Annotated in this window: 14 protein-coding genes and 1 other RNA gene; 4 read left to right on the plus strand and 11 right to left on the minus strand. The window is 49.7% G+C overall.

All coding sequences use genetic code 11. The features are described 5' to 3' along the window. The first annotated feature begins 124 nt into the window (after nucleotides 1-124). Nucleotides 125-1,384, plus strand: a complete 1,260-nt coding sequence (locus TK45_RS00005) for a GGDEF domain-containing protein (RefSeq protein ID WP_131256569.1) — start codon at nucleotides 125-127, stop codon at nucleotides 1,382-1,384. Nucleotide 1,385: 1 nt separating this feature from the next. Here TK45_RS00005 and TK45_RS00010 read toward each other — a convergent pair whose 3' ends face one another. Beyond that, complete coding sequence (locus TK45_RS00010) at nucleotides 1,386-2,729, minus strand: DUF1566 domain-containing protein (RefSeq protein WP_131256570.1); 1,344 nt, start codon at nucleotides 2,727-2,729, stop codon at nucleotides 1,386-1,388. A 45-nt stretch (nucleotides 2,730-2,774) separates the two neighbouring features. Here TK45_RS00010 and TK45_RS00015 point away from each other — a divergent pair, with 45 nt between their 5' ends. After that, complete coding sequence (locus TK45_RS00015; RefSeq protein ID WP_131256571.1) at nucleotides 2,775-3,068, plus strand: hypothetical protein; 294 nt, start codon at nucleotides 2,775-2,777, stop codon at nucleotides 3,066-3,068. Here TK45_RS00015 and TK45_RS00020 read toward each other — a convergent pair. The 7 genes from TK45_RS00020 to TK45_RS00050 all read right to left on the minus strand — a co-directional run bounded on the left by TK45_RS00020 (nucleotide 3,033) and on the right by TK45_RS00050 (nucleotide 8,746). Further along, a complete protein-coding gene (locus TK45_RS00020) occupies nucleotides 3,033-3,938 on the minus strand; it encodes a restriction endonuclease (RefSeq protein ID WP_131256572.1) in 906 nt (301 codons plus the stop codon). The two genes, TK45_RS00015 and TK45_RS00020, sit on opposite strands and share 36 nt — an antisense overlap. Before the next feature lie 378 nt (nucleotides 3,939-4,316). Continuing rightward, nucleotides 4,317-4,675, minus strand: a transfer-messenger RNA (tmRNA) gene (gene ssrA / locus TK45_RS00025). Between the two features lie 126 nt (nucleotides 4,676-4,801). Further along, entirely contained in the window at nucleotides 4,802-5,287 is a 486-nt protein-coding gene (smpB, locus tag TK45_RS00030; RefSeq protein WP_131256573.1) for an SsrA-binding protein SmpB, read from the minus strand. Between the two features lie 79 nt (nucleotides 5,288-5,366). Then, the gene (locus TK45_RS00035; protein WP_131256574.1) at nucleotides 5,367-6,011 is read right to left on the minus strand and encodes a ChrR family anti-sigma-E factor; all 645 of its coding nucleotides are present in this window, start codon (nucleotides 6,009-6,011) and stop codon (nucleotides 5,367-5,369) included. 1 nt (nucleotide 6,012) lies between these two features. Continuing rightward, nucleotides 6,013-6,612, minus strand: coding sequence for a sigma-70 family RNA polymerase sigma factor (locus tag TK45_RS00040; protein WP_131256575.1), 600 nt, complete (start codon nucleotides 6,610-6,612; stop codon nucleotides 6,013-6,015). A 56-nt stretch (nucleotides 6,613-6,668) separates the two neighbouring features. Continuing rightward, nucleotides 6,669-7,265 carry an LON peptidase substrate-binding domain-containing protein gene (locus tag TK45_RS00045; protein WP_131256576.1) on the minus strand — a complete coding sequence of 199 codons (597 nt, stop codon included), beginning with the start codon at nucleotides 7,263-7,265 and terminating at the stop codon, nucleotides 6,669-6,671. An 80-nt stretch (nucleotides 7,266-7,345) separates the two neighbouring features. Further along, complete coding sequence (locus TK45_RS00050) at nucleotides 7,346-8,746, minus strand: DUF4397 domain-containing protein (RefSeq protein WP_131256577.1); 1,401 nt, start codon at nucleotides 8,744-8,746, stop codon at nucleotides 7,346-7,348. Nucleotides 8,747-8,873: 127 nt separating this feature from the next. Between TK45_RS00050 and TK45_RS00055 the strand changes: the two genes are divergently transcribed. Beyond that, a complete protein-coding gene (locus tag TK45_RS00055) occupies nucleotides 8,874-9,305 on the plus strand; it encodes a type II toxin-antitoxin system RatA family toxin (protein WP_131256578.1) in 432 nt (143 codons plus the stop codon). Next, nucleotides 9,302-9,655 carry an RnfH family protein gene (locus TK45_RS00060; RefSeq protein ID WP_131256579.1) on the plus strand — a complete coding sequence of 118 codons (354 nt, stop codon included), beginning with the start codon at nucleotides 9,302-9,304 and terminating at the stop codon, nucleotides 9,653-9,655. Before TK45_RS00055 ends, TK45_RS00060 begins: the two co-directional genes overlap by 4 nt. 55 nt (nucleotides 9,656-9,710) lie before the next feature. On the opposite strand, the gene TK45_RS00065 is transcribed toward TK45_RS00060, so the two are convergent. The 3 genes from TK45_RS00065 to nadK form a co-directional block, all read right to left on the minus strand. Further along, on the minus strand, nucleotides 9,711-10,022 hold the full coding sequence (locus TK45_RS00065; RefSeq protein ID WP_371414240.1) for an outer membrane protein assembly factor BamE: 312 nt from the start codon (nucleotides 10,020-10,022) through the stop codon (nucleotides 9,711-9,713). Nucleotides 10,023-10,155: 133 nt separating this feature from the next. Further along, the gene (gene recN, locus TK45_RS00070) at nucleotides 10,156-11,835 is read right to left on the minus strand and encodes a DNA repair protein RecN (protein WP_131256581.1); all 1,680 of its coding nucleotides are present in this window, start codon (nucleotides 11,833-11,835) and stop codon (nucleotides 10,156-10,158) included. Nucleotides 11,836-11,896: 61 nt separating this feature from the next. Then, nucleotides 11,897-12,775, minus strand: a complete 879-nt coding sequence (nadK, locus tag TK45_RS00075; protein WP_131256582.1) for an NAD(+) kinase — start codon at nucleotides 12,773-12,775, stop codon at nucleotides 11,897-11,899. Nucleotides 12,776-12,883: the final 108 nt, after the last annotated feature.

Raw genomic sequence — 12,883 nt, forward strand, 5'->3', positions numbered from 1 at the left:
TCCATGTTGCTCCATTATCTTTTCGTTATTGATTTGAATACCATGGGCGCAGGTATGCCATGTTATCCGTTAATGAGAATGGTATTCTTATCGTCATAATAATAAGACGACTGGAATTGATTGTTTGAAACTACGTACGCAAATCGCTTTAAGTTTAGTGTTGGTGAGTTTAGTCAGTGCGGCATCGGTGGGTGGTATAGCCTATTGGATGTTAATGCGTGATTTTAAACAATCGGTGCTTGACGATGCGTTTAGTCGCTTTCGCGATGACGTAGCCGCTTACATTGATGCCTACGGTAGTTGGCAGCAAGCGGTGCAAAGTGAACCCTTTCCGCGTTTTGTGGAATACCGCAATCGGCCTTTGCCCGGTATGACCGAAGGGCCACATTCATCCCTTCGGGAAGATTCCTATTTTCAGCGTCGTGCTACCGCGCCCTTTATGTTTTTGCTGCTTGATACTCAGGGTGTGGTAATGAAACCCGCCGAAGGTTATGCCATTGGTCAGTCGGCGCCGGAATTATTAGATGATGCATTTCCAATCAGCCTGCGTGGTGAGGTAGTGGCTAAGGCGGTGCCGTTGGGCGATCCTAATCTCAGCCCGCAGGACGAATCCTATTTACGCGCGATGCGCCAGGCACTCCTAACCGGCATGAGTGTGGCGGTATTGATTGCTCTATTGCTGGCACGTATGTTTATGCGCCGTATGAGCAAAGGCGTGGGACGCTTGATGGTCGCTGTGCGACAGATGCGTCAGCAGGGCAAACTGCAAGAGCCGATCCCGGTGCGCAGAAACGACGAAATTGGCGCGCTGTCAGAGGCGTTTAACCATATGAGTGCCGATTTAGCCAAAGCCCATGACAAGTTACGTGAGCTAAGCATTCGCGACCCGCTGACTCAGTTATACAACCGCCGACATTTTGTGGAGCAGGCTTCACAACTGTTTGAACAAGCCGCTCGTTACGACCACCCATTGACGTTTTTACTGGCGGATTTGGATCATTTTAAACGTATCAACGATCAGTTTTCCCACAGCGTGGGTGATGAAGTGTTGCGACAGGTGGGGCAGTTATTCACTAAAAATTTGCGTAAAAGTGATGTTATCGCCCGCTACGGTGGTGAGGAATTCGTGGTCGCGTTTGCCGAAACCTCGCTGGCTCAGGCGTGGCAGCGTTGTGAAACGCTGCGTCTGGCAATTGAAAACCATCCGTGGCATGAAATCCATCCCGAGTTAAAGGTCACCCTGAGTGGCGGTCTTTGTGGGGCGTTAACACTCGGCTCGGTAAAACGTATGTTGCATCAGGCCGACACGAATTTGTACCGCGCGAAAAAGCTGGGACGTAATTGCATCGAGCGCAGTCCACAAGAGGTGGACAGCGTCGCCTGAGTTAACGTACGCAGCGCACCAGATTCTCAATACGGATTTCATCCTGCTGACCACCTTGTTGCTGCGCGACTCTCGCCCCGCGCAGTTTGGGGTCGCTGCGCTGTGCACCTGCTCCGTGTACATCAATACCCTGTACCGACGTGCACTTTCCAAAACATACATAGTCAGCCTGGGAAATATCGTCGCCATGGGTGGTACTGCTCCAATACCAGGCGGCTGGATCACTGACGCCAAAACTAGCCGTGTCAATCGCGGGGGCTGGGCGCTGATAATTCACAATGCTCTGTAGTTCCTTCACGTTGGGCAAACGCCAGTCGGTGTGTCCGGCCAGAGTTAACCCCTTACAATAGTTCAGCGCCTCTTGCCAGTTGCGGGGTTTACCATCGTCCTGTTGTTGCCACATCAGGTCACTCATCTTATCGCTAACGGTGCCATTATTGTTGTCGACAAACTGATTCTCACCCCATGCAGGACCGCGCACACAGCGATAAAATAATCCCTCCCGTCCGCGCGTCGGCGCTTGCTTGATGCGGCCATCCAAAAAATTAACAAAAAACGCCGCTTCGACGTTGGGATCATCCCAATGTTGACCGGCATATTTAGTCGCCGACCAGGTTTGCCCCATCATTTCCGGCCTGTGATTGGCGGCAAACGGATCATTTTTGCTCAAGCTGGCTGGTGGCCGGATATCAAACTCATCGGGCAGATAAGCGCGTTGCCCAACGACACCCCGAAAATCAATAATTGAGAACAACTCTTTTATGCTTGGTAAGCGCCAGTCTTTGAATCCAGCCAGCGTCAACGACTCACATGCCTGATTCGCCTGGTACCAGTTGATGCGTTGTGGGTTATGGGCCTGTTGCCACATCAGTCCGGTAACGTTATCGGTGACAGTGCCGGATTTATCCTGTGTGTAGCTGGGCGTTGCACCTGCATAGTGGGCATCCTGACCATAAAATGCGTCATCTTTTGGCGGGCAAGGGATCTTTTGGTGATTATCAAAACAGCTGCCCTGGTTCGTATCGGGTATGCGACTCGTCGTTTTTACTGCATCGTTTGTTGTGGCATCGATGTCGATTTTGGCGCGTTTAGGTGGTTTGTTGCGTTGATCATTACGCTGATTGCTGCGATTAAGCATAGGCGGCATACTATCAGGCACACACAGTAAGCCCTCTCTGACGTCGCGACATTGTCCGCTAACCTTGCCGTGAGGCGCGATAAATTCACAGCGCTGCCCCTGAGGTTGTCCCTCGCAGGCACTTTTCGCCTCCGGTGGCGGTGGAGGTAATTGCTGGGCAAAGACAGGGGGCGCCAGTAGTAAACTGACAAAGAAATATCGGCGCATAGACAAGCTTGGTAGAGAATGATGGCGTTATGGTCTGGCAGATAGGTGCAAGAATCAAGTAATGAGGGTGGGATTGTATTTGTTGGGGTCGCCCACAAACGGGTATGGAACCCATTTGAACAGCGACAGCTAGCCTGCGGAGCAGGGGATAAAGCACGGGATTTAATTATGTCGATAGCAAATATTGAGGAAATCGATGAACATGCTGTACACGTGGGTAAAAAATCCAAGAGAGTTAAGCTTGAAGGCACCCTCTCAGTAAAAGTCTATAAAGTCATCAATTTTGAATTCGTAGTTTGCCGTTTAATTGTCGAAGAAATCCTCGTCGACTCTCTTTAAGTGTAGGGTCTCAATGTCTCGGCATCCGACGTTGTATCGAAGCATTAACTTTGAAAGCTCCTTCCCGTTGATCAAAACGATTCGCGTCCCGAGGTCTTTCGCCGTTTGAATTGCTGACGGAGTGAAGTCGGACGTTGTAATGAAAATCCCCTTACTGGCCTTCTTGAGGTTCAACGCACCGAAGAAGTCCCGGATGTCTCCGGCTCCGATATTGTTTCCGCTCGCATATCTCTTTGCTTGGATATAAATTTGATCAACGCCTAAAGGGTCTTGGTTAATAACCCCATCGACACCATTGTCACCAGTTTTTCCGAGAGCGTGAGCCGCCCCATCTTCGCTTCCTCCGTACCCCATTTCGACGAGTAATTCGACGAGCAAGTTCTCGAAGAACTGAGGTGTAACCGTTCGGACCCGGTTAAGTAAATCGGTCGAAAGCGAGTCGTTTATCTTCTGATAAGCGGCCCGGAGAGCCTCGTCGGGAGTTACGTGTTCGTCTTCTTTGGGTAGAGCCGTATCGACCTCGGTATCGGCTGAAGTTTGCCCTTGGAACGCGTTAAAGTCATCGAACTGTTGAAGGTACTTATTATTGATCTCTTGGCCTGATGAAAGGGCATCCTCTCCGAGCTTAGTTATTTTGAAGTAGCCTCGCTTTGTGACTTCGATGAGTCCCGCTTTTGAGAGGTAAGTCTTAGCCCAACCAATACGATTAGCAATAACGGTTTGCTTTCTACTTGGGAGCATCTCCGTGAGCTCTTCCTCTGTGAGATTGAGGTCTGAACTAACTTCATCGACGACCTTGCTTAATTTTACTTCTCCGTTAGCTGCTTTTTTTAGTACGGGTGTCATCAGCTCTTGATAAGTAGGAATCATCCCTTAATCCTTTTTTGTTTTTCGTTTGGCTCCAGTATAACTAGTTCGGTTTATCTGTCTAAGGGCATGCTCGACTCTTCACATGTTGATAATGTAAAGCGCACTTCATTTACCTTTCCGGTTTAAAAATTATCCTTTCAACGATAACAGAACATCTAGACAACCCTAAACTTCTGTTCGAGACTGATTACCGACGAATAGAGACAATATGCTAATTCTGGCGGGATTGTCCTCAGCGCCGTCCATGGCGCTGACCCTTCGGGCGCCTGCGGCGGTACAAAATGTTCCAGACATTTTGTGAACCCACTACGCGGGTTAGACCAAACCCTAACAACAACCAATAAAAAACCCCATGCCTAACGGCACAGGGTTTGTTATTGGTGGAGCTGGCGGGATTTGAACCCGCGTCCGTAATACCTACATCCTCAGTCCTACATGCTTAGTCAGTCTTTTCTTTAACTGTTTGGAACTCCGACAGACAGGATTTCCTACAGTGAGCCCGATTAGATTTAGCGCTTAAGCTACGGACGAAGCCGCTGCGCGATCCTGCGAGTATGACCTTCCGAATCTCCACCAGCAGGCAAGGCCGGAGTGGAAGGGCTCCCTACCGGGTATTAAGCGGCTAGAGCGTAGTTTTCGTCGTTTGCGACTATTTATTTGCGGCTTTTTTACGAGGCCTACCGCACCTCGGCATGCACCTTGGGTTTCGTGTATTCCGTCGAATCCTAATCAGCCCCGATTCATGAATCTGGGATAGGAGTACGTGGTTAACTAAAACCTAAGTGGTTTGAGTGTACCATAGTGTTTTTCACACTGCTGCACTTAGCACAACATATGGGACTCAAGTGATGAAATTTCAACCGTTAACGTGCGGTATGTTTCATCAAACGTTCTTTTTCGCGTGCCCAATCACGATCTTTGACCGTGTCACGCTTGTCGTGTTCCTTTTTACCTTTGGCCAGATAGCATTCCAACTTCACCCAGCATTTTTTCCAATACATGGCGGTGGCGACGATGGTCATGCCTTCGCGATCACGGCCACCTATCAGGCGATCTAATTCGCGTTTATTCAGCAATAACTTACGCGAACGTTCCACGTCACAGAACACATGGCTGGAGGCCTGATTAAGCGGCTGAATTTTACAACCAATCAGGTAGGCTTCGCCGTTTTGCAGGATCACGTAGGTGTCGGTGATATTCACTTTCCCCGCGCGAATGCTTTTGATTTCCCAACCTTGCAGCGCAATGCCTGCCTCGAACTTGTCGTACAAATGAAATTCGTGACGCGCTTTTTTATTCAGGGCGATAGTGCCGGTGCTGTTGGCTTTGTTTTTATTACTTTTGCTCATGCCGCGCATTATACGCAAAGCTGACAAGGATGGGAGAGGGGGAATAAAAAAAGGCGGGGTCTTTCCCCGCCAAAGGCACTCAGTAGAGGAATCGTCCAAGTGGGTTGAGTAAACGGCTCAGTCCCTGGGTGAAATGCAACGCATCGTCTGCCGCGGTCAGGCACACACAACCTTTCGTGCTGACCGGGCTATGAGTGTGATTACCGTCCAGCCAGATAAAATCACCACGTTGGTATTTGCCCATGTCGTCACTGAAACTGCCATCGAGCAGCAGCGTGGCTTCAAATCCTTTATGGGTGTGAGCAGGAATTTCGCCACCGGCATCGATTTTCAGCAGATGGCAGTGAATATCGTCCTCGCCGGTTTCGATCCGTGCACGTGACATTTTACCTAGGGTAAACCAATCGCCCATGCCTACGTGTCGCAGGGCGCGAGGGAGTTGAATAGCTTCGGCTTCGTTAAGTTCAAGAATGCGCGATTTGACTTCTGGTTCCGCTGGCGCATCGCCCTGGGCCATAATGCGAGCCGCCATATCCGCAAAATCATAGGTGTTATCGCTAGCGCTGAACGATTCGTTGGCCAGCGCCAATTCGAAAGTTTCGATGTGCTGCTGACAACAAGCGCACATTTCTGCGTGTGCAGCGACGAGCATGTTCAGCCCGCTGGGTAATTGAGCTGCGGCAAATGCGCGTAGCAAGCCTGGGTCTGGATGGAAATTAATCATACTACTGCACCTGCTGACGAAGTTTTCCAAGGGCAAGGCGAAGTCTCGATTTGACCGTTCCTAGCGGAATATTGAGGTGAATCGCCAATTGTTCCTGCGACATGTCCTGAAAGTACACGCCACGTACTACCTGTTGCTGCGCTTCTGGCAGGCTTTCAATCAGTCTTAAAAGTTGAGACTCTTCCAGATGGTCATCAAATACTTCCACCTCGTCCAACGCAGGCTCTCGGGATGGCCATAAATCATCACTGACGGGTAATTCACGACTATTTTTCATTTTGCGCAGCATGTCGTAGGAGACATTACGCATCACGGTGTATACCCAGGTGGTCGCCGCACCTTTCTCACGGTTAAACAAGTGAGCTTTGCGCCAGATATGCGTCATGGTTTCCTGCACGACTTCCATGGCCTGAGTTTCATTATTGAATTGGCGAGCCGCTACACGACGGATTTTAGGGGCGAACCAGTTAAATAAGTGAGTGAACGCAGAGCGGCTTCTGGTGGCGGCGATTTCTTCCAGCCAGCTACACAGCTGCTCATTGTCCTCGGACGGCGTTAGGTTGTGCGAATCTGAGACGTTGTGACGCGCTTGAGTTGCCATAGTGTGTCAGTCCTACTTGATTTGTAGGGGCATTACGCAGGCTTAATCTGATTGGATCACTCGGCGCATGAAGTTTTGTCTACAACCATGTTGATCAATTGACGTTCGCACTCGGTAAAGCTGTCAGCAGCAAGAAACCCCACCTTGCTGGTGGCGTTAATTGGTAAAAGCTCCAACCAACGGGCGCACACCCAATTGGCATTTTGCCATCTGGGAGCGGGGTACAGGTTGTTAAGCTCGGGATGTTCCGCAAACAGATTTTCTAACAGTGTCGCAAGTTGTTGATTATCCAAGCTTTGACCATGCTCAGGCCAGTGAGGATAATGGGTGATGGTCGCCCGGCGCAACCCGTCTGGCTCGCTATGTATGTTGGTTAACTCAACCAGTTGGTTGGCCATTACGTCGATGCTGAGCAAGCCATCGGGTAGGGTGGCAAAGTCTGTGATAGATACCCAGGCGGCGATCGGCGTGCAGCTCTCAGGGCGGTTCGGATCCAGCACAGTCAGGGCGAACCCATCACCCCGCGACGCTTCCTTTACCATCCGTAAATAGCGCTGCTCGAAAATTCTGAGACGGGTAGCCCCTCCGGGCAATAAAAAGATCGGCAATGGAAAGACTGCCAACGATTCTGGTGGTTGATGTTGCAGTGTCATAATGCCCTCCATAACGCAATACACGGTGTGTATTCAGAGTGTTAAGCTGGCCGCGATAAGTATCACGGCCAGCGACGCAACTACATTGCAGTAAAGTCATCCATCAGCAACAGATTGCCCGGCGCATTGTCCACCGCGACGGCAGAATAAATACCGCCTGCATCCAGCGTAATCGTGCCGGTGTTAATGGCCTCGACAGCGGCATTGCCGGTCGGGGTCACCGTTACAACATAATCACCTGCGGCCACACTGACCCAATTGGTATTGGCTTTATATGGCACATCGCTAAAAGCAGGGGTAACACCCGCAATGTTTCCGTCAGCGGTCAGGTAGATATCAACGTTACCAACGGTTGGGTGAGCATGGGTCAGGCGCAATTTGGCTTCCGTTGCGACACGACGGGTACTGTCATCCAGCACATAGTATTCCAGTGCAATATCCGGATCTTCGGTCGCAAGCGTACCTACTGCCAGAACAGTCACTTTGTCATTTGCATCCAGGGTTAAGTCGGCGGTTATGCCAACAATGCTGTTGTCTGACGTTAGCGCGGTATCAACCTGATACGTCCCCGGGTCTACGGCCACATAATCGGTAGCAGACGGGAAGGTAGCGCCGCTTAACTCATCAATTTTGCTGCCATCGGCCAAAATATCGACGCTCGGTACGTCTGCAGCAGCATGGCCGACACGCACCCATGCCTGAGTACGATCATCCATAAACACCGCGGTATCTGTGCCGTTATTAGCCAGCAGCACGACCGGCGATGTGGTCACGCCTGTATTAGGCAATGCAGTGACAATCCAGTCAGAGCCAGCGCTTAACTCAGGCAGTGTTGCATCAAACGCAACCGTACCCGCACCATCTGTTCCTTCTGGTAACACCAGGCGAACACGATAGCTACCCGCTGCTACTTCTAACTGGGCGGTGTAGTCACCATAGGCAAGTGTGGTTGTGGGTGTGTCCAATTCGCCGGTTGGCGTGGTCAGGTAAACATCAACCGCAGGTGCGTTGGCTGCGGCGTGGACTACCTGCAGACGGAAATTGCCAGCCGTGACTGCGGAGCGGGCATTGGCGATGACCAATGTGTCCAAATCATTGCTGGTATCACCATCTTCAGCGACGTAGCCGTGCGCAATAACGGTGTATTGGGTATCAGCTGCAAGCGCTGCGTCATCTATTGCCAGTACCGTGGCGGTAGACGCATCGGGAAGTACTGCGTCCACGCCGATATCGTAGGTAGCGGCATCAACTTCGACAAACCCAGAGGCCTGCAGGTAATCAACCCCTTCCAGATTCGCAAATGTCGCACCATTAACAGTAATGTTTACTTTCGGTGCATCAGCACCGCCGTGGATTACCCGAACGTCAGCTTTGGCAACAACTTCGGGTTGCATCTCTTTATCGTCATCATCATCCAGCACACATCCCTGGATGATTAATGCGCCCAACATTGGTAAGATTACGGTAGTGATCCTCTTCATGTTTAGTCCTCGTTAGTGTGTGATTGGCATTGCGTGCTACGAACTAAGCAAAAAAGCAGGATCACTTTTTTTATGATTGAAAATTTTCACCTTGTATTATTATCACGAAAAAAACAGGGAAATGCCGATGCCGCATGTAGCCAGAAGCGCGCTGATTAACTTCAGTGCTGGTCAAATGTACGATTTAGTTAATGACGTTGGGGCCTATCCGGCATTTTTGCCCGGCTGCGTCGAAAGCAAAATCCTGCAGCAGGAACCCAATTACATGAAGGCGTCACTCAAGGTGAGCAAAGGTGGCATAAGTCAGTGGTTTAGCACCGAAAATCATCTGATCCCTAACGAAAAAATTATCATGAATCTGGTCGATGGCCCGTTTAAATCATTGACCGGAGGCTGGACATTTACACCACTGGCAGACAATGCCTGTAAGGTGGAACTGAATCTGCATTTTGAGTTTAGTAACAAATTAGTTGAAATGGCTTTTGGTAAGATATTCAGTCAGTTAACCGCAAATATGGTAGACGCGTTTACCCAGCGGGCGAAGCAGGTTTATGTATGACAGATAATCAGATTTGTGTCGAAGTTGCCTATGCCCTGCCAGACAAACAGGCATTAGTGCAGGTGACAGTGCAGGCCGGTAATAGCGTAAAGGACGTGATTGAGTCCTCCGGGCTGTTAAAACGTTTCCCTGAGATTGATCTCAGCACCTCGGCGGTTGGCATCTGGAGCCGGGTATGCAAGCTGGCAGATATTCCGCGCGATGGTGACCGAATTGAAATCTACCGCCCATTAATTGCGGATCCAAAAGAAGCCAGACGTCGCAGAGCAGAAAAAGCCAAAGAAGAAGGGCGGGCAGATAAAGTGACCGGTGGCCGACCCAATGCCATCAGAAAAGCCGACGCGGAATAAAATTTAAATTTATGCCGAAAAAAACCGCGCATTGCGCGGTTTTTTTATATTTGGGCTATTGCTCGAGCGGCGTGTTGAAGTCTTCCGACAGCTCTACATCACCGGTGATTTTTGCCACCCGATCATTGCTGAATTCAATGCGCATGGTCTTTTCAACACTGTCATCTGACATACCACGTTTCATTTTATACACGTAATACCAGGTGTCGTGATCAAAGGAATCTTTGACCAATGGGCGGCCAAGCACGTAAACCACTTGTTCCCGGGTCATATCAATGCGCAATTTATCGATATCTTTCTGTTCAAGGTAGTTACCTTGTGGGACATCAATACGGTAAATAAATCCGGTACAACCGGAAACACCCATCGCTAATAGCGAGGTTAAAATCAGTGAACGGAACGTCTTCATTATTATCTGTTTCTCCTGCGAGCCGGCATCCTAACCTAAAATCTGCCGCCGGCTCAACGCTATTTTATTAATTAACCGCAACACAGGAGAGTCAGGCTGCTTTATGCTGCCCCAGCAATTCTCTGGCATTCGCCAACGCTGACTCCGTCACAGTGTCACCAGCCAATAGACGCGCCAATTCACGGATTCGTTCCTCATCGCCTAAATTTTGTATGCGTGTTTCTGTACTTTGCTTACCAGATAACTTACTGACAAACATCTGATGATGAGCGCAGGCGGCAACCTGCGGTAAGTGTGTCACACACATTACCTGATTATGTTGACCCAGCTCACGCAGTAGTTGTCCAACCATTGCGGCAGTTGGGCCGCTGATACCGGTATCCACTTCATCGAAGATAAGGGTGGGGACATCCTGATGTCCCGCGTTAATTACCTGAATAGCGAGACCAATACGCGATAATTCGCCACCGGACACGACTTTATCCAACGTATCCAGAGGTAAGCCCGGGTTAGTGCTGACTTTGAGCCTGATGATATCCAGACCGTGCGCACTGAGTGGATGCTGCTCGCTGTAATTGACCTCAATTTCCACCCTGGCTTTAGCCATATTCATCTGTTGAATACGTTGCTCAATGGCTTTGCTCAGCTGTTTGGCGGATTTGTTGCGCGCGAGGCTCAGTTTTTGCGCGGCTTGTACATAATGGCTGCGCGCCATTTCTAACAAGTTGTGCATATCGTCCAGGCTATCCTGCTCGGTTTGCAGCGCCTTAAATTCCACTGTCAGTGCCTGATGATAGGCATACAGACCTTCCGGTTGAACCTGATGCTTACGCGCCAGAGACATCGCCTGAGCATAACGCTCTTCAATTTGCTGAATACGCATGGGGTCAATTTCAAGGCGTTCGTAATAATCACGCAATTCATTGGCGGCTTCGTTCACCACGATGCAGGCATCATTGAGCATCTCTGCAATGGGCTTGAGTACCGGATCGCTATCCTGAAGCTCTTCCAATCTGTGGATACTGGCCTGAATTAAGCTAAGTGCGTTGCCTTCATCTGCGGCGTAAAGTTCATAAACACAACGCTGAGATTGTTCTAACAGAGCCTGGCTGTTACTCAGGCGTTTAAATTCCGCTTCTAATTCTTCAAACTCGAATTCCTGCAGGGCAAATTCATCCAGCTCCTGTACCTGATAGGTCAAAAGTTGCTGGCGAGCCTGACGTTGTTCATTACTGGCCTGCAATTGTTTAAATTGTTGTTGTAGCTTATGCCAATGCTGGTAAGCATCACCGACCTGGTCACGCATTGCCAGCAGCTGACCGAATGTATCCAGTGTTTGACGCTGTACATCAGGTTTTAGTAACAGATGGTGGGCATGTTGGCCGTGAATACTGATCAGACGTTCGCCCAGTTCACGCAATAATGCCAGTGGCACAGGTGCGCCGTTGATGAAGGCTTTTGAACGGCCTTCTGCGCTGATGGAACGTCGAATGATGCATTCATTCTCATCTACATCCAGTTCATGCTTTGCCAGCCATTTTTGCGCACGGGGATTCTTATCCAGGCAAAAAGTTGCGGCAATTTCAGCTTTGTCTGCACCGGGTCTGACCATGGAGGCATCGGCGCGATCACCCAGACACAGGCCCAGCGCATCGATAGCAATCGACTTACCCGCACCGGTTTCTCCCGTGACGGCAATCAGGCCTTGATTGAAGTCCACATCCAGAGATTTAACGACAGCAAAATGACGAATAGACAGATGACACAGCATAGTAGTAACACATGGTTATCAATACAGTATGTGTAAATTTATACAGTATTTCTGCGCTTGTCTAATAGAGTTTCGAACCCCAGCGCAATTTATTGCGCAAAACATTGAAATAACTATAGTTTTTGGGGTGAAGCAGGCTAAGTTTGTGGGCGTATTTGCGAATAATCACTTCATCGCCGGGTAAGGCTGATAATGCTTCATGGCCGTCACAACTGACCTGTAAATTATCACGGTTTTGACTGGATATTTTCAGGCGAATCTCACTGTTCGCATCGATGACGATGGGGCGAGAAGATAATGTATGCGGGTACATCGGCACCATTACCAGTGCATCCAGATTGGGTGTCAGAATCGGGCCGCCGCCACTGAGCGAATAGGCTGTCGAGCCTGTCGGTGTGGCGATAATCAGGCCGTCAGAGCGCTGACTGTAGACAAATGCATCGTTGACGTAGACTTCAAACTCCATCATCTGTGCGACTTTGCCAGGGTGCAGTACGGTCTCGTTGACGGCACAGTTATGGCTTTGCAGTAAACCATGGCGATGCACTTCCGCTTCGATTAAAAAGCGTTGTTCAATCTGATATTCGCCGTTGAAGATCGCATCTAATTGCGGCTCAAACTCGTCCGGATCTAAATCGGTTAAAAACCCTAAATTACCCCGGTTAACCCCAACCACGGCGACATTGAAACGGGATAATACCCGCGCCGCGCCGAGCATGCTGCCATCGCCACCGACCACGATAGCCAGATCAGCCTGCTCACCAATGCTTACCAAATCGGTAATGTCGACCTCGTCGTCATCCATTTTCCACGCGACGTTTTTTTCCAGCAAAATGCGGCACTGGCGTTTTTTCAGATAACGCAGAATGCCTTTAAGGCTGGTATTAGCGCCGGGATGGTCGGGTTTACCTATCAGGCCGATGGTGCGAAAAGTCGTCATGGGCGGTGTTTTCTAGATCCTTCATGGCCAGCAGTATAACTGTGCTTTTGAGATAAAGTCATGAATTTCAACACCATAGACTTTGTTCGCGAATGCTCAGTCATCTTT

Origin of the sequence: Bowmanella sp. JS7-9 (genome assembly GCF_004329715.1) — a bacterium.
In the GTDB taxonomy this organism is placed as follows: domain Bacteria; phylum Pseudomonadota; class Gammaproteobacteria; order Enterobacterales; family Alteromonadaceae; genus Pseudobowmanella; species Pseudobowmanella zhangzhouensis.

Bases quoted from the DNA above. Each gene is read 5' to 3' on its own strand.
- TK45_RS00040 (WP_131256575.1), bottom strand. From the start codon at position 6,612: ATGGCAACTCAAGCGCGTCACAACGTCTCAGATTCGCACAACCTAACG.
- TK45_RS00045 (WP_131256576.1), bottom strand. From the start codon at position 7,265: ATGACACTGCAACATCAACCACCAGAATCGTTGGCAGTCTTTCCATTG.
- TK45_RS00065 (WP_371414240.1), bottom strand. From the start codon at position 10,022: ATGGGTGTTTCCGGTTGTACCGGATTTATTTACCGTATTGATGTCCCA.
- TK45_RS00060 (WP_131256579.1), top strand. From the start codon at position 9,302: ATGACAGATAATCAGATTTGTGTCGAAGTTGCCTATGCCCTGCCAGAC.
- nadK (WP_131256582.1), bottom strand. From the start codon at position 12,775: ATGACGACTTTTCGCACCATCGGCCTGATAGGTAAACCCGACCATCCC.
- TK45_RS00055 (WP_131256578.1), top strand. From the start codon at position 8,874: ATGCCGCATGTAGCCAGAAGCGCGCTGATTAACTTCAGTGCTGGTCAA.
- recN (WP_131256581.1), bottom strand. From the start codon at position 11,835: ATGCTGTGTCATCTGTCTATTCGTCATTTTGCTGTCGTTAAATCTCTG.
- TK45_RS00010 (WP_131256570.1), bottom strand. From the start codon at position 2,729: ATGCGCCGATATTTCTTTGTCAGTTTACTACTGGCGCCCCCTGTCTTT.
- TK45_RS00020 (WP_131256572.1), bottom strand. From the start codon at position 3,938: ATGATTCCTACTTATCAAGAGCTGATGACACCCGTACTAAAAAAAGCA.
- smpB (WP_131256573.1), bottom strand. From the start codon at position 5,287: ATGAGCAAAAGTAATAAAAACAAAGCCAACAGCACCGGCACTATCGCC.
- TK45_RS00050 (WP_131256577.1), bottom strand. From the start codon at position 8,746: ATGAAGAGGATCACTACCGTAATCTTACCAATGTTGGGCGCATTAATC.
- TK45_RS00035 (WP_131256574.1), bottom strand. From the start codon at position 6,011: ATGATTAATTTCCATCCAGACCCAGGCTTGCTACGCGCATTTGCCGCA.